The 14,253-nt window shown below is 59.5% G+C and carries 16 protein-coding genes and 2 pseudogenes; 10 read left to right on the top strand and 8 right to left on the bottom strand.

All coding sequences use genetic code 11. The features are described from left to right. Window positions 1-45 precede the first annotated feature (45 nt). Both AC0JZ4_RS20585 and AC0JZ4_RS20580 read left to right on the top strand, forming a co-directional pair. Window positions 46-294 (top strand): type II toxin-antitoxin system Phd/YefM family antitoxin, encoded by a 249-nt coding sequence (locus AC0JZ4_RS20585; RefSeq protein WP_471888358.1) that lies wholly within the window; start codon window positions 46-48, stop codon window positions 292-294. After that, window positions 291-1,421: pseudogene (locus tag AC0JZ4_RS20580) on the top strand (site-specific integrase). Before AC0JZ4_RS20585 ends, AC0JZ4_RS20580 begins: the two are co-directional and overlap by 4 nt. A gap of 324 nt (window positions 1,422-1,745) precedes the next feature. Here AC0JZ4_RS20580 and AC0JZ4_RS20575 read toward each other — a convergent pair. Both AC0JZ4_RS20575 and AC0JZ4_RS20570 read right to left on the bottom strand, forming a co-directional pair. Next, window positions 1,746-1,976, bottom strand: a complete 231-nt coding sequence (locus tag AC0JZ4_RS20575) for a hypothetical protein (RefSeq protein WP_471888357.1) — start codon at window positions 1,974-1,976, stop codon at window positions 1,746-1,748. A 224-nt stretch (window positions 1,977-2,200) separates the two neighbouring features. Next, the gene (locus AC0JZ4_RS20570) at window positions 2,201-3,097 is read right to left on the bottom strand and encodes an AraC family transcriptional regulator (RefSeq protein ID WP_471888356.1); all 897 of its coding nucleotides are present in this window, start codon (window positions 3,095-3,097) and stop codon (window positions 2,201-2,203) included. A gap of 101 nt (window positions 3,098-3,198) precedes the next feature. Here AC0JZ4_RS20570 and AC0JZ4_RS20565 point away from each other — a divergent pair, with 101 nt between their 5' ends. Further along, window positions 3,199-3,957: an SDR family oxidoreductase gene (locus tag AC0JZ4_RS20565; RefSeq protein ID WP_471888355.1), complete on the top strand. Its 759-nt coding sequence runs from the start codon at window positions 3,199-3,201 to the stop codon at window positions 3,955-3,957. Window positions 3,958-3,994: 37 nt separating this feature from the next. Then, complete coding sequence (locus AC0JZ4_RS20560) at window positions 3,995-4,975, top strand: alpha/beta hydrolase family protein (protein WP_471888354.1); 981 nt, start codon at window positions 3,995-3,997, stop codon at window positions 4,973-4,975. A gap of 103 nt (window positions 4,976-5,078) precedes the next feature. Here AC0JZ4_RS20560 and AC0JZ4_RS20555 read toward each other — a convergent pair whose 3' ends face one another. Both AC0JZ4_RS20555 and AC0JZ4_RS20550 read right to left on the bottom strand, forming a co-directional pair. Further along, complete coding sequence (locus tag AC0JZ4_RS20555) at window positions 5,079-5,798, bottom strand: gamma-glutamyl-gamma-aminobutyrate hydrolase family protein (protein ID WP_471888353.1); 720 nt, start codon at window positions 5,796-5,798, stop codon at window positions 5,079-5,081. 108 nt (window positions 5,799-5,906) lie between these two features. Beyond that, a complete protein-coding gene (locus tag AC0JZ4_RS20550) occupies window positions 5,907-6,557 on the bottom strand; it encodes a TetR/AcrR family transcriptional regulator (protein WP_471888352.1) in 651 nt (216 codons plus the stop codon). An 83-nt stretch (window positions 6,558-6,640) separates the two neighbouring features. On the opposite strand from AC0JZ4_RS20550, the gene AC0JZ4_RS20545 reads away from it, so the two are divergent. Further along, on the top strand, window positions 6,641-7,279 hold the full coding sequence (locus AC0JZ4_RS20545) for an NADPH-dependent F420 reductase (protein WP_471888351.1): 639 nt from the start codon (window positions 6,641-6,643) through the stop codon (window positions 7,277-7,279). Between the two features lie 213 nt (window positions 7,280-7,492). On the opposite strand, the gene AC0JZ4_RS20540 is transcribed toward AC0JZ4_RS20545, so the two are convergent. The 3 genes from AC0JZ4_RS20540 to AC0JZ4_RS20530 form a co-directional block, all read right to left on the bottom strand. After that, complete coding sequence (locus AC0JZ4_RS20540; protein ID WP_471888350.1) at window positions 7,493-8,188, bottom strand: DsbA family oxidoreductase; 696 nt, start codon at window positions 8,186-8,188, stop codon at window positions 7,493-7,495. Between the two features lie 21 nt (window positions 8,189-8,209). Beyond that, entirely contained in the window at window positions 8,210-8,857 is a 648-nt protein-coding gene (locus AC0JZ4_RS20535) for a DsbA family oxidoreductase (RefSeq protein ID WP_471888349.1), read from the bottom strand. A 142-nt stretch (window positions 8,858-8,999) separates the two neighbouring features. Next, entirely contained in the window at window positions 9,000-9,887 is an 888-nt protein-coding gene (locus tag AC0JZ4_RS20530; RefSeq protein WP_471888348.1) for a LysR family transcriptional regulator, read from the bottom strand. Between the two features lie 110 nt (window positions 9,888-9,997). Here AC0JZ4_RS20530 and AC0JZ4_RS20525 point away from each other — a divergent pair, with 110 nt between their 5' ends. The 5 genes and pseudogenes from AC0JZ4_RS20525 to AC0JZ4_RS20505 all read left to right on the top strand — a co-directional run bounded on the left by AC0JZ4_RS20525 (window position 9,998) and on the right by AC0JZ4_RS20505 (window position 13,457). After that, the gene (locus tag AC0JZ4_RS20525) at window positions 9,998-11,101 is read left to right on the top strand and encodes an NADH:flavin oxidoreductase (RefSeq protein WP_471888347.1); all 1,104 of its coding nucleotides are present in this window, start codon (window positions 9,998-10,000) and stop codon (window positions 11,099-11,101) included. A 110-nt stretch (window positions 11,102-11,211) separates the two neighbouring features. After that, window positions 11,212-12,440: pseudogene (locus AC0JZ4_RS20520) on the top strand (MFS transporter). 286 nt (window positions 12,441-12,726) lie between these two features. Next, complete coding sequence (locus AC0JZ4_RS20515) at window positions 12,727-12,927, top strand: hypothetical protein (RefSeq protein WP_471888346.1); 201 nt, start codon at window positions 12,727-12,729, stop codon at window positions 12,925-12,927. 10 nt (window positions 12,928-12,937) lie between these two features. After that, a complete protein-coding gene (locus AC0JZ4_RS20510; protein ID WP_471888345.1) occupies window positions 12,938-13,144 on the top strand; it encodes a hypothetical protein in 207 nt (68 codons plus the stop codon). 115 nt (window positions 13,145-13,259) lie between these two features. Continuing rightward, complete coding sequence (locus tag AC0JZ4_RS20505) at window positions 13,260-13,457, top strand: hypothetical protein (protein ID WP_471888344.1); 198 nt, start codon at window positions 13,260-13,262, stop codon at window positions 13,455-13,457. 241 nt (window positions 13,458-13,698) lie between these two features. Here the strand turns inward: AC0JZ4_RS20505 and AC0JZ4_RS20500 are convergent, their stop codons facing one another. Then, window positions 13,699-14,220, bottom strand: coding sequence for a winged helix DNA-binding protein (locus AC0JZ4_RS20500; protein WP_471888343.1), 522 nt, complete (start codon window positions 14,218-14,220; stop codon window positions 13,699-13,701). Window positions 14,221-14,253 lie beyond the last annotated feature (33 nt).

Here is a 14,253-nt window from a genome sequence, read left to right as displayed (position 1 = left end):
ACCAATGTTGGCTCTGTAGCGGTCATAGTGGGTTAGGGAAAGAGAATGCGTGTTTTTGTCGATGCCGATGAAGCAGCCGAGCGGTTTGAGGAACTGATCGGGCTGGTTGTGCGCGGTGATCAGGTGGTGATCTGCCGTGCGGGAAAGCCGGTTGCTGAGCTGACCGCGATCCCGAAAGGCGTAGGGACGATGGATGACGTCTGGACAATGGCAGCCGAGAGGCAAGCGAACGTACAGGCCGGCACCATCTCCAACCACGACGAGTTCGACGACGAACATGGATTGCCAAAATGAGTGCTGTCGATCGCCGCGCCAGCGAACTCGACACAATCGCCGCTGTTTTACCGATCGAGCGTCGCGACGAGCTGGCCGAACTCTTGACGGACCAGGATGTCGAAACCCTGCGCCATCTGATCAACGAAGGCATGGGCGAAAATACCCTTCGGGCACTCACTTCGGATCTGGCCTATCTGCAGTCCTGGTCGCTGGCGGCTACGAAAAAATCCCTGCCCTGGCCGGCGCCCGAAGCCTTGCTGCTAAAATTCGTCGCGCATCATCTGTGGGATCCGGCAAAACGTGAAAACGATCCGGAGCATGGGATGCCGACGGAGGTGGAGCAAAAGCTTCGTGGCCAGGGTTTTCTGAAGACGGCTGGCCCGCCCGCATGCGCCTGACACGGTGCGCCGGCGGATGGCCACCTGGTCGACCCTGACGAAATGGCGCGGCCTTTCCGGTGCCTTTGCCTCCCCTGCCCGCAAGTCGGCCATTCGCCTCGCCGTCCGCGCCACGCCGCGACCGCGTAGAAGGAAGAGCGCCAAGGCGGTCACCGGCGATGTTTTGGCCAAGATGCTGTCGACCTGCACGAGCGACAGCCTGCGCGATCTCCGTGACCGGGCAATCCTGATGGTAGCCTTTGCCTCCGGCGGACGCCGGCGCAGCGAGATTGCCGGATTGCGCCGCGAGCAGCTGGCGATCGAACCGCCGATCGTCGTCGAAGACGGCCCTCCCCTGCCCTCTCTCGCCATTCATCTCGGCGGACGAATACATCCGGTGCCGATCACGACGAGGTCGTCTATCTCACTGGGCGGCCGGTCGAGGCGTTGGATGCCTGGATGGCCGCTGCCGGGATCGAGGCGGGCGCCGTGTTTCGCAAGTTCGATCGCTGGGGGAATGTGTCGAAGCGGGTGCTCGATCCGAAATCGGTGAACGATATCGTTAAGCAGCGGGCGGCGTTGGCCGGGTTCGACAGTGGGGAGTTTTCGGCGCATGGGTTGCGGTCGGGATATCTGACCGAAGCCGCCAATCGTGGAACACCCCTCCCTGAGGCGATGGAGCCGTCGCGGCATCGGTCGGTGCAGCAGGCGTCAAGCTATTACAATAGTGCAGGACGCCGAAGCGGCCGAGCGGCACGGCTTCTTTGATGGTAATTGTCGCCCAATTCCGGTCGTCGGGGCTATTGCTTACTCAATGCGTAAGACTCGAGATAACCGCATGAGATGCAACGAAACGTCTTAACCTCGTAGACGACCTTGCCTTTGAGGTTCAATCCGGAAAAGAAGCTTTTGTCGGGTTCACCTGAGACCCAGGTCTCGGACGACAGGATGCCGCCGTCCCCCTTCTCAAGCAAGAATCCCCCTTCCATGTCAGAGCTGCATCTACTGCATTTGTAGGACATATCCATGATTTCTCGAACGTGAATCGCGTTTCTGCTTGTCGTTGATTGACTGCCTTCGGCCCAAGCAGTCTCACAACAGATGGTCGATGCTGACCTTGCTCAGGCGTTCGTAAGCTTTTGCGGCTTCAAGCCTTACCTCCGCATTTTTCTCCACCGCTCGTCCGTACCAGTATTTCGCGGCGTGGAGGTCGCCTAGTCGCTCGTGGCAAATGCCCAGCCGCTCTCCGAGATAGCCGCCATCGAGTGAGGCGTCGCCATCCGACATGAATAGGAAAATCTTAATAGCATCAAAAAATTGCAATCATCGATATGCTTCTTTGCCATGCGGTCCAAGTGATTGAAGTCGTAACGGGGCATCTCATCTCCCATCGGCTATTCGCAAGCTTTGCCTCGTCAATAGCCTGAGGTTTGGACAGCTTCAATGTCTCCTATTGGCGCGAAGCTTCCGAAGCGCATTGGTCTGCAACCGGCCAACCCGTCATCTCTCCAATCAGATCCCTTCCAACAAATCCTCGCCGTCGCCCGCTACGGTTCCGGTGATCGCGAATACACTCCGGGCGACATGCCCACATGCCGGCTGAAGGCCACGCTGAAGGCGCTTGCCGAGCCATAGCCGACGCGTTGTGCGATCTCGGCGGTCGCGACATCGCTGCGAAGGAGTTCTTTCGCCAGCGCCATCCGCCAGCAGGTCGTATATTCCATGGGCGCCAAGCCGACTTCTTTTCGGAAACGCTCAAAGAAGGTCGAGCGGGACATCGCGGCATCCTGTGCCAGTCCCTCTATGGTCATGGTCCGACCCGGATCATCGTGGATCCGGCGCAGTGCCGGCGCCAGTTGCGGGTCGGCCATGCCGCGCAGCAGGCCTGGCGATGCCGAAGCGCCGCCGGTCGAGCGCAGCGCCTCGATCAAGAGCACTTCCAGCAAGCGGCGGAGCACCATTTCCCGGGCGGATCGGTCAGCCCTCGTTTCGTCGTTGATCATCCCGACCAGCAGGGTGAGGCGCGCCTCGCCGCGGACAAGAACGACCTCCGGCAGGAGCGAGACGAGAAGAGCCTTGTCGTTCGAGCCAAATATGCAATGCCCGACCATCGCCCTGATCTCGGCCGGCGCATCGGGGTCTCCAAGCTGGAATACACCCGGACTGGTCTCGAGACGCTGCACAAGGGCTCCGCGAGGTGGCGGCAAAAGGCTGCTCATCGTGAACGAGAAGATCTCCGGAACCAGCACGAAGTCGCCGGCCGTCAGCAGCATGGGCTCCCGGTCCGTGATGGTCATCAGACACTGTCCTTCGACCACGGCACAATAGAAGGGATTTCCAAGCTCGGTCCGCTCCACGAGCCACCGGCCGCCGCCGGTCACCAGCTTGGCAATTGACGGGCTTGGCTTGAGGAGCGAAACGACCTCCGCGACAGGATCGGTCATGATTTTCGGACTCATGCTAAAAACTATTGGACGAAACAAGATAGCAAGTCCGGGCCCGGCGGTCCATCTTCCTGGCAATTAACGCTTCGAGAGATGCACATATGCCAAGGATTCTTATCACCGGTTGTTCATCCGGCTTCGGCCTCGAAATTGCGAAGACCTTCCTCTCGCAAGGGTGGGATGTGGTTGCGACGATGCGCAACCCGCGCCATGATCTGCTGCCCGCGGGCGACAGGCTGACCGTCATGGCGCTGGATGTCACCAGCAATGAAAGCATCGCAAGGGCCGTGGATGCGGCCGGGCCTCTCGATGCCCTGGTCAACAATGCCGGCGTGGGCATGCTGAACGTGCTGGAGGGCTCCGAGATGTCGAAAGCCCGCGAGCTGTTCGAGACCAATTTCCTTGGCGCGATCGCCTTGACTAAGGCCGTCCTTCCGCAGATGCGGCTTCGCGCGGCGGGGGTCATCGTCAATGTCAGCTCCAGCGTCACCATCAAGCCGCTGCCGGCACTGTCCATCTACAGCGCCAGCAAGGCGGCGCTGAATGCGTTTACGGAAAGCCTGGCCCTGGAGGCGGCCCTGTTCGGTGTCCGTGTCCGGATTGTCCTGCCCGGGTCGGCTCCGACCACGGGGTTCGGAAAGAATGCCGTCGCCCGCATGGGAATGGATATCCCCGAACCCTACGGCGCATTCGTCTCCGATTATCTGAACACCCTGCGCTCCGGCACCGAATTCACCACGGCTGAGGACGTGGCGCAAGCGGTTCTGGCGGCCGTGACGGACACCAACGCGCCGATGAAGATCCCCGCCGGAGCAGATGCCCGGGCCTGGTTTCGCGAGGCCGGCCAATCCGCCGGCTAAAGCGCGCCTTTGGAAACTCACACTCAGGAAACCGACGATGAACAATCTGATCACTTTGGCCCGTCACATTCCCGCGCTCGATGCCGCTCTCACGGTCGCCTATAGTCCGATCCGCCTGCCGTTGGACGGCCGCCGGCCGCTCGAGCTTCGCCTGACCGCACCCGCACATGGCGACAACCTGCCGATCGTGCTGTTTTCGCACGGGTTTGGGCCGTCGAACTATATCCCGTCGAAAGACGGTTATGCTCCGCTTGCGCAGTTCTGGGCCGAACGCGGTTTCGCGGTCATCCAGCCGACCCATGCCAGTTCGCGTGTCGGCGGCTTGGCTGAAGACGCACCGGGTGCGCCCTTCTTCTGGCAGGAGCGTGTTGGGGAAATAAAGTCGATCCTCGACCGGCTGCCTGAAGTGGAGCGTCAGGCACCCTCGGTGGCTGGTCGGCTGGATCATGCCCGCATCGCCGCCGCGGGCCATTCCTTCGGCGGCCATACGGTGGGACTGCTCTTGGGTGCGCGCGTGGCGGGGGAGGATTTCTCCGATCCACGGATCACGGCGGGCATCCTGTTGGCCGCTCCGGGACGCGGTGGGCGTGACCTGACGCAGGAGAATGCTGCCCGCTTCCCCTTTTTCGATGTGGATTTTTCCACGCTGACGACCCGCAGCCTCGTCGTCTGTGGCGATGCTGATGATCCGCATTTTACGACGCGAGGTCCCGAATGGCATGCCGATGCCTTCCATGACGCGCCGGGCGCAGACACCCTTCTGACACTGCACGGCGTCGGGCACGGACTGGGCGGCATCGCGGGCCTGGACGCAAAGGAGACCGAGATCGAGACGCCGGATGTGCTGGAAGCCACGAAACGGCTGACCCTTGCCTGGCTGCGGACGGCCCTGACGGTCTATGACCATGACTGGACTGCCGCATGTGAAGCGCTCGAGGGTGCCGGGGCTCCGCTTGCTACATCTGTCGGAAAACGTGGAGAGGTCAGCATGGAGGCGGAGAAGGTCGGATCTCGATAGCAGGCAACGCGCCCGATGACTGCTGTTGGCGACTTCCGCACCATGACGGCTATCGGCCCAAAGCGGTCTTGAGCGACCAAACGGACAAATGCGTTAGGCCTGACTAATTCTTTGCAGCTTCAACGAGTGCATCGAAAATTCTTTGTTGATCGGAATCCGTTGCGGCGCTGTATTCGGGATGCCATTGGACCCCCAGCGCGAAAGGGTGTGCGGTAAATTCAATCGCCTCGACAATGCCGTCGTCAGCGACGGCGCTGACCTTGAGGTCTCGGCCGAGTTCGTTGATGCCTTGGTGATGGCCTGACATCGTGGTCACGGACGATTTCTCGACAATCGAGTGCAGAAGAGTATCTTGAAACACCGTCACTGGCTGTGCAATCCAGAATGCATTGTCGTCCTGATGGATGTTGCCTTTGCCAAGATCATGGATATGGGGATGCAAGGTTCCTCCCTGCATGACGTTAAGGAGTTGCATCCCTCGACATACGAATAGGATCGGCAACTCGGGCATTTGAAGAGCGGCTTTTGCCAGCGCCATATCCGCCTTGTCGCGGCGAGGATAGCACGGGCCAACTCTTGGGTGCCCCTGAGCACCGCCGTATGTCGACGGATCGATGTCTGCGCCACCGGTGACAATCAACCCGTCGAGGCGAAGCAGCAGATCATCGACCTTCTCTTCACAGACTGGCAGCAACACGGGAATGCCGCCCGCATTTCTCACAGCATCGACGTAAAATGCGGGCGAGCAAAAGTGCTCCTTGTACCAGTTTGTATCAACAATCTTTTCGTCGCGGTCGTAGGTCGTAATGCCGATGATGGGCATGGTTTTTCCAAATCTCCTTTAAAGGTCGTTGAATTTGTAGCGTGATGCCTGAGCAACGGGGCTTTAAGGCATCAAATAATCGGTCTGCAATACTGCTTTCTTTGGCCCCTAGAAGTCGTTCCAAGACCATGAGCCGCTAGACCGGGCGTTTCGGATCGCGACCTGTTGGATACCAAGATAGCCAAAGGCGGCAGCGGTAACGCGCTCTGCCAGCATTTCAGTCTCGCCCCGAGTATTTGCCGATTGGACCATTCCGCAGATGATCGTCGTTAGGTCACCCAGTACGTGGCTGTTGCCAACGGTGACGGGCATATCATCTGCGCTGAGGATGTCCTGAAAGACGGCAGCCATTTCGTCAGTAAGGCGCTGAATGCGCGGGTCAACCGGAAGACGCGCCTCCTCTACTTCCAACAGCGGTGCCAAGACAGGTCTACGCAACTGGATTGCAGTACCCGCCACGATCAACGATTGCAGCCTTTCAGGGCCCGGCGACCGTCTGTCACCTGAGACCATGCTGTCACGAAGAGCGGTTCTTTCCCGTACAATCAGCGCCATCGTGATTGCGTCCTTGTTGGGGAAATACTGGTAAAGAGAGCCAATACTAGCCCCAGCTCTTTCCGCTATCGCGTTGGTTGAATAGGAGCCAAGGCCGTCACGCTCCAGAATGTGAGCAGCGGCTTCAATAATTGCACTTACCGTCGCGGCTGATCGGCGCTGTCCGGGCATTTTACGGGGAGTAAGCTGAACATGTTTTGACATGGGTTCAATGCGAGTAGCGAGACAGGGTGACTGTTGAGATATTGTGCGCACAGAAAACATGCAACGTCGCGAGAGGATAAATCATGTCCACCATCTGCGTTCTCGGCTCTGGTCGAGTCGGCTCCACCCTGGCCAAAGCATGGGCCAAGGCTGGGCACCAGGTCATCGTAGGCCTCAAGTCTCCCCAAGGTCCGCACCCGGAATGGCCCAAGCAGGGCATTACTTTTGACGCGATGCCTGCTGCAGCGGCAAAGGCTGAGTTTATCGTCAACGCCACGCCAGGCGGCGTCAGCCTCGACATTATCGGTCAATTTGCGTCCAGCTTATCCGGAAAAATTTTGATCGATGTTGCTAACGCGACGGAGATCGATGAAAACGGAATGCCGTCGGGCCTACTCTACCCGAACAGCAGTCTCGGCGAGCTGCTACAAAAGGCTCTGCCCGAAACGCATGTCGTCAAGACGCTAAATACCATGCTCTTTACAGTGATGGCCGATCCAAAAAGCCTCACTGAATCGCCCATGGCTTATCTTTCGGGAAATGATGAAACTGCCAAACGCGTTGTCAAAGCGCTTTTGCATGACCTCGGTTGGGACGAGAGCTGGATTGAAGACCTTGGTGGGATCGAGAGTGCGCAGGGGACCGAAGCCTTCATGGCGCTGGTGCCTCATGTGATGAAGCTTCACGGCTTCCAGCCATTCGCTATGAAATTGGTGCGATAGTCCCGACGAGAACCAGTGGCACACGAAGACTAGAAGCGCGAAGATACCCCGCTGAGTGATTTAGCTGCGAGGTTTCATGTGTTTCTTGGCCTGTCGCCTTCTTGCGGCGAAGGCGCGACCGCGTTGGGGGCGGAATACCACTGTCCCCAATGGCGTAGTCCATGTCTCCTGGTGGCGGATCAGCGTCATGACGGCCTACGTCCAAAGCCGCCATCAGGCCCCTGGTACTATGCAACCGTCAGTATCGCAGATGACCGCGTGATCGTCTTCCACGCGCTCGATCTTGCTGAATTGAACCCGGTCGAGCGCCTGGCCGAACACCTGTCGCGGCTGAGCGCCGGAAAGCGCGACCTTGCCGTCGATCACGAAGAACGGCACACCAGTGACGCCGATTTCCATGGCGGTCTGTTGATCCGCTGCGATCTGGTCATTGATGACGGTGGATGAAAGTGCGGCATCGATCTCCTCGTTACTCAGTCCGATCCTTGCAGCAATCTTCTCAATGACCGACCGCTCGCCGATAGCTTCGCCCTCGTTCATATAGGCCTCGAATAGGATTTCGGCCGCCTTGGTGCCCAAGCCCTTGGCCTGCGCTACCTGGATGACCCGGTGTGCAAGACGGGTATTTCCGGGCTTGACCTTCTCCCACTGGAAATCGATCCCCTCGGATGCGCAGAGTTCCGCGACATTGCGCTGATGCTGGATCGCACCAGCTTCATTGGTGCGATACTTCCCGGCAATCATTTCCAGGTTCGGAGTGGAGTGGGTCGACGGCGCATCAGGCTCCAGTTCAAAGCTGTGCCAGACCCATTCGATTTCGACGCCCCGTTCGCGGGCCACGTTCTCTAGACGCTTCTCACCCACATAGCAAAACGGGCAGATTACATCGGACCATACATCAACACGCATGGGTATTCCTTTCGTTGGATATCAGACCGCGGACGATGGGTAATTGATGAGATTTTCCGTCGTGTCGCGGATCGCTTCACGCATTTTCGGTCCGTCACGTAGCCCCGAGAACAGTCGGTTTCCGATGAGAACCGTCGGCACTGCCCGCACTCCAACATCCTCACTCAGCTTCAAAGCTTTGTCATGCCTCCGAGCCAGTTCGGAATCGGACAGCGCGGCTTCGAACGCATCGGCATCGAGGGCGAGATCGCGAACGATGTCCTTGAGAACCTCGACATAGCCAATGTCGCGGTCCTGCTGGAAGAAGGCACGCAGCACGGCTTCCACATAGTCGTTGCGCTTGCCCTGATCGGCCGCCCATTGCATGCCGATGAACGCGGTGCGGGAATAGGGCTGGGGCGATACGGTCGGCAGCTTGATATCGACACCCATCCGGCGGGCGGTCGGATAAACGCCGTCGCGCCAGCTTGTCTGCAGGTAGTTGTCTTCCGGGCGCAGTGTCGGTGTCGGCGATGGCCGCAGCTCGAACGGCATCCACACCAGTTCGGCGTTTTCGGACTCGACGGCTTCCTTGATCGGTCCCTCGGCGATCAGGCAGTATGGGCATACGAAGTCTGTCCAAACGTAAACCCGGACCTTTTCGTGATTTTTCGAGATATCGGGTGTCATGGGTATCTTCCGTGCGTTCGTTTCGTTGCCCAGAAGGTACGATGGACGCATGCGGAAACAAGCTCGGCAGGCGATAGGCTGCTTATCGGATTTTGCACTAATCTTCGCTGGCGCAGTTTTTACCCGTGGCTCCAGCCTCAGTTCAACTGCTTTTCGGGTCGGCGAGATAATCCTTCAGGGCATCAATCAGCGTGCGAATTCGACGAGGCAGGTGCTGTCGTGACGGATAGACCGCCCAGATGCCGAGGTCACCGAGCTTCGCATCCTTCAGCTCGATGCGTTCAAGATTGGCGCGCTCGATGCATTCCCAGACATCCCAATAGGTCATCATGGCAATCCCCGCGCCGTCCAGACATGCGCCCCGCACGCCTTCAACACTATTGGAGGTGAATGGGCCGGATACCCGGACCCATTCCGTCTCGTCTCCCACCACGAGCGGCCATGTGGGCATGCCGTGCAGTGTCAGGCATGGATGGCTGACAAGGTCCTCGATTGTCTCTGGCTTCCCGAACCGTTCGATATAGCCGGGTGACGCGCAGAGGATGCGCGGATTGGACGCGAGTTGCGTCGCGATAAGCTCGGACGATTCCAACGGCGAAACCCGGATCGCCAGGTCCAGTCCCGCTCCGGCGATATCGACGATGCCGTCGGTCAGCGTGAGGTCGACTTTGAGCGATGGATTGTCGGCCATGATGCGGGTCATCGCGGGCAGGATGATCGAGCGACCGATGACGTTCGGAGCCGTGACCTTGAGCACCCCGCGAAGACCACTTTCTCCGGAAACGATTGCTGCAAGTGCCGCATCCTTGGTTTCGAGGAGCATTGTGGTGAACGGCAGAAACGCCTCGCCCTCGGGGGTGAGAGCTATGGATCGCGTGGTCCGGTGGAATAGGCGCACACCTATTTCGTCTTCCAGGCTGGAAAGCTTACGGCTGACCGCCATAGGAGGTACGCCGATCTGTCTGGCGGCAGCAGACAGCGAGCCGAGCGTGGCGATGGCTTTGAAGAGGGCAACGTTCTCAAGGTTCATATTATATCGATATTCGATATTCTGCTTACCGTCCACTCACACTACTGGTCATGCCGTCCAATCGGTAAATCCGGGTCAGCCAACGACATAACCACATGAGGACGACAGATATGAACACCGCTCAACAGAAGCTCCTGACAGCCGTCGGGATGAACGGCAAGACGGTGAAGAACCGCTTCGGTGTCGCGCCGATGACCCGCGTGACTGCGACCCAAGACGGACGGGCGACCGAGATCATGACCCGCTACTACGAGCGTTTCGCGCGGGGCGGGTTCGGTCTCGTCGTGACCGAAGGCATCTACACCGACCAGGCCCATTCCCAGGGTTACCCAAATCAGCCCGGCATCACCGATGACGCTCAGGCGCGTTCGTGGAAGCCACTGGTCAGCGGCATCAAGTGCCATGGTTCGCTTGCCATTGCGCAGATCATGCACGCAGGGGCCATCTCGCAAGGCAACCGCTTCCGCGACACCACGGTCGGACCATCGGCCATCCAGCCGAAGGGCAAGCAGATGACGTTCTACTACGGCAAGGATGCCTACGCGGTCCCGACCGAGATCACGGATGAACAGATCACCGAGGTCGTCAAAGGGTTCGGCGATGCTGCGGCACGTGCCGTCGAGATCGCGGGCTTCGACGGCATCGAAATCCATGGTGCCAACGGCTACCTGCTCGACCAGTTTCTGACCGACTACACCAATGAGCGCCCCGACGAATACGGTGGCAGCACGGCCAATCGCGTCCGTCTGCTGGTCCAGGTGATCGACGAGGTGCGCGCACGGGTTGGTGCTGAAGTGCCCGTCGGCATTCGTATCTCGCAGGGCAAGGTCAACGACTTCACCCACAAGTGGGCAGGCGGCGAGAAGGATGCCGAGATCATCTTCGGCGCGCTGGCACGCGCGGGTGTCGACTTCATTCACGTCACCGAGTTCGAAGCCTGGAAGCCCGCGTTTGGCGACACCGGCCCGACGCTTGCCGGATTTGCGAAGAAGTATGCCCCTTCCGCTGTCATCATTGCCAACGGCAGCCTGCACGATCTCGACATGGCGGGATCGGTCATCCGCGAAGACGCCGATATCGTGACACTTGGCCGTGGAGCGCTCGCCAACCCCGATCTTCCCATCCGGCTTGCGGAAGCCCAGTCGCTCCGCGAGTTTGATCCTTCGATCCTCGGCCCCATTGCCGACATCAAGGACACTGAGCTGGCCCTCTAAGGACCTACCGAACAAATGAAACCCAACCAACCCTGTGGGCGTAGCCTGCAGGGTATCAACTCCTTGCGCCCATTTTCTGGACGCAGGCGAGATTTCTCCCGAGGAAAATCATGTCTACAGTTACAGACACTGGAATAACCGCAGGTCGTGTCTACACGGACCGCCTGCCTGTACTGGCCCTTCTGGCTCTTGCCACGACGGGCTTCATCTCCATTGCCACGGAGACGCTGCCTGCTGGCCTGCTGCCGCAGATCGCAGGGGAACTCGGCATCTCGCATGGTCTCGCTGGCCAGATGGTCGCGATCTACGCGCTCGGCTCCCTGCTTGCCGCCATTCCGTTGACGATCCTGACCAATAGCTGGCCACGTCGCCGCGTACTGCTGCTGACCGTTTTTGCCTTCCTGGTGTTCAACCTCATCACCGCCTTCTCGTCCAACCTCTACCTCATCTTCGCGGCCCGCTTCCTTGCCGGAACCGCAGCCGGATTGGGCTGGAGCTTATCGGTGGATACGCTCGTCGCATGGTTGCTCCGCATCTGCAGGGCAAGGCACTTGCCATGGCGATGATCGGGACGCCTATCGCTCTCTCCATCGGCGTTCCACTCGGCACTTGGCTCGGTTCGGCCGTCGGCTGGCGTATGGCGTTCGTCATCATGTCGGTCCTCGCCGTCGTGCTGATCGGCTGGATCATCGCAAAGGTTCCGGATTATCCGGGCGTATCCTCAACGTCGAAGGTCTCCTTCGGCAGCGTCTTGACCACGCCGGGCGTTCGCCCCGTCCTGTTCACGGCACTGGCATGGATGCTGGCACACAATGTCCTCTACACCTTCATCGCTCCATACCTTGCACCCTCGGGGCTTGAATACCGCACGGACCTAATGCTCCTCGTCTTCGGTGTGGCCTCTCTCGTCGGTATTTTCGGGATCGGCCGCCTGGTGGACCGTCACCTACGCACAACAGTTCTTATCAGCCTGGTCGTGTTCCTCGTCGCCGCCCTGATCCTCGGTGTTGCTATGACCTCTCCGGTCGCGGTCTTCATCGGTGTGGCAATTTGGGGCATCACCTTCGGTGGAGCCGCAACACTGCTTCAGACGGCTCTAGCAGACTCTGCAGGTGATGGTGCCGACGTGGCGCTTTCGATGAGCACGGTCGCCTGGAATGCCGCAATTGCGGCCGGCGGCGTGATTGGCGGCATCCTCGTCGACGGATACAGCGCGGTCTACCTCCCATGGGCCATGGCGATCATCGTCGCAATCGCATTGATCACCGCATGGTCGGCCAAGGGACACGGCTTCCAACCGGGTGAGCGCGAGCACTCCGAAGCTGTCGCTGGACACTAAGCCAGAAGGGAAAGGTCGTCACGAGGTTGACGGCCTTTCTAATGTCCGGTGTTGGCGCATTCCGGCCAATCCGGAAGATTCCAGTGATCCTAGCAGGCAATAAACTGTAACATTCTAAAGAGGTCGATTCCGCTTAATCAATTGGATCGACAGCCGTAGAAATTTCCGAAACCAAGATGCATCTGTTTGCCCTGCTCACCCGCATCGAACCCGGCGAAAAGTTTGTCATCGCCCGTACTTCCACACACGACGAGACCCTCTCTTGGCGCGGCGAAGGGCGCCGCTGATGGCGTTCATCATCGATGCCTCTTGGTGGCGGCCGCGTGGTTGCTGCCGGCAGAGTTTTCGGACGCCGCTGAAGCCGGTACCCTCGACGATCGACGCACCCATCCCTGTACCATCGCTATTCTTCCACGAGATCCGTAATATTCTGGCCGTGTCAGAACACCGCAGCCGGATTGCCGCCAGCGGCGCCCTGGTTATTTGAAGCGCGTGCGTTGTCTGCCTCGCGGCGGCTCTGGATTGGCGGTGATGGCTATGTCCTGCTGCTATCGTCCAACCACGGTCTGAACGCCTATGGCGCCGCCTGTCTGGCGATTGCCCCAAACCGCAATGGTCCGTTGGCGACACTCGATCGCAAACTGGCTGCCGTGGCGCGCAAGGAATGTGTGGCTTCACTCGAACCACTCGCCCATCGCAACTGATCCGGGGCGTGGTACCAGGGCAGACCGCGCCTTACTCGTCGCATTGATTGTTTCGGAGGCACCAACAACTGTTGACGCGATCCGCTTGCCCGGTGCCGTTTCCGTGGAGGACGTGTTGAATGCACTCGAAGAGCGCGGTGATGAGGACGACCTTCTTCGTCCACTATCGTCTGCCTTTCCCGGATTTGAATTCAGGCTCCGCAATATCGAAGTTCCCGATTGGCGCACAGACAGGAATGTATTCAACGCAGATGGTGACCGGCTGTGTAATCATAAACAGTGCTTCGAGGCGCAGCGTGCGGCGGAGATCTGAACGCTCTGTGGATGTGAGACAGAGAAGTGGCCGCGCTCCCTATGAGCAGTGTTCCTTTGAGGATCTATGGTCGGCGGTGTACGCGAAGGACATGGCACGCATGCCGTCCAGGCTGCAGTCGGAACCGGCGCCGATTATGCGATAGAGTACCCAACGAGCGGTGAGTTCAAGAAGGCATGTGACGGATCCGCTCGCGATGATGGCCGTAGGATACGCGCAAAGTGATCGACGTCCGCGCCGCTCAGAGCGACGCAGCGGCCCTCGCCGCCTGATCATAGTGGCCTGAGAGCGCCCGCAGCCTGGCGGCCACCTCCGACAGGCTGTCCACAGAGACCTCCGTCGCCAGGACCGACTTCACCAGCAGGCTTTCGCGGGTTGCCTTGTAACGGGCGCATGCCTCTGCTCCGGCCTCTGTCACCATAACCAGCTTCTCCTTGCCGCGGCGGCCGGCTTTGATCAGTTTCAGCCGCTCAAGCTTTTTCAGCGCGTAGGTCACGACATGGGTGTCCTCGATGTTGAGCACGAGGGCGATGTCGGCGAGCGTCTTCGGCTTGTTGCGGCTGTTGATATTATGGAGAACGAGAATGTCGACAGGCGAAAGATCCGGGACGCCTGCCGCCGACATGCAGCGCACCATCCAGCGGCTGAAGGCATGATTGAGCATGACGAGGCCGAACTCGATCTCCGAAAGGGCCGGAAGCGCGCCACTCGCCAGATGTTCAGACGATACGATCGGCCCGAGTGCGCTTTTCTGTTCTGACATGGCCTGCCTCCCTGAAATCGGGCGCCGTGGCAC

The sequence above is a fragment of the [Rhizobium] kunmingense genome (assembly GCF_977018605.1).
Note: the sequence above shows the minus strand (reverse complement) of the source record. Positions and strands in the feature narration are given on the sequence as shown.

Coding starts and splice junctions, on each gene's coding strand:
- AC0JZ4_RS20585 (WP_471888358.1), top strand. CDS start 46: ATGCGTGTTTTTGTCGATGCCGATGAAGCAGCCGAGCGGTTTGAGGAA.
- AC0JZ4_RS20570 (WP_471888356.1), bottom strand. CDS start 3,097: ATGACCGATCCTGTCGCGGAGGTCGTTTCGCTCCTCAAGCCAAGCCCG.
- AC0JZ4_RS20565 (WP_471888355.1), top strand. CDS start 3,199: ATGCCAAGGATTCTTATCACCGGTTGTTCATCCGGCTTCGGCCTCGAA.
- AC0JZ4_RS20560 (WP_471888354.1), top strand. CDS start 3,995: ATGAACAATCTGATCACTTTGGCCCGTCACATTCCCGCGCTCGATGCC.
- AC0JZ4_RS20555 (WP_471888353.1), bottom strand. CDS start 5,798: ATGCCCATCATCGGCATTACGACCTACGACCGCGACGAAAAGATTGTT.
- AC0JZ4_RS20550 (WP_471888352.1), bottom strand. CDS start 6,557: ATGTCAAAACATGTTCAGCTTACTCCCCGTAAAATGCCCGGACAGCGC.
- AC0JZ4_RS20545 (WP_471888351.1), top strand. CDS start 6,641: ATGTCCACCATCTGCGTTCTCGGCTCTGGTCGAGTCGGCTCCACCCTG.
- AC0JZ4_RS20540 (WP_471888350.1), bottom strand. CDS start 8,188: ATGCGTGTTGATGTATGGTCCGATGTAATCTGCCCGTTTTGCTATGTG.
- AC0JZ4_RS20535 (WP_471888349.1), bottom strand. CDS start 8,857: ATGACACCCGATATCTCGAAAAATCACGAAAAGGTCCGGGTTTACGTT.
- AC0JZ4_RS20530 (WP_471888348.1), bottom strand. CDS start 9,887: ATGAACCTTGAGAACGTTGCCCTCTTCAAAGCCATCGCCACGCTCGGC.
- AC0JZ4_RS20525 (WP_471888347.1), top strand. CDS start 9,998: ATGAACACCGCTCAACAGAAGCTCCTGACAGCCGTCGGGATGAACGGC.
- AC0JZ4_RS20515 (WP_471888346.1), top strand. CDS start 12,727: ATGGCGTTCATCATCGATGCCTCTTGGTGGCGGCCGCGTGGTTGCTGC.
- AC0JZ4_RS20500 (WP_471888343.1), bottom strand. CDS start 14,220: ATGTCAGAACAGAAAAGCGCACTCGGGCCGATCGTATCGTCTGAACAT.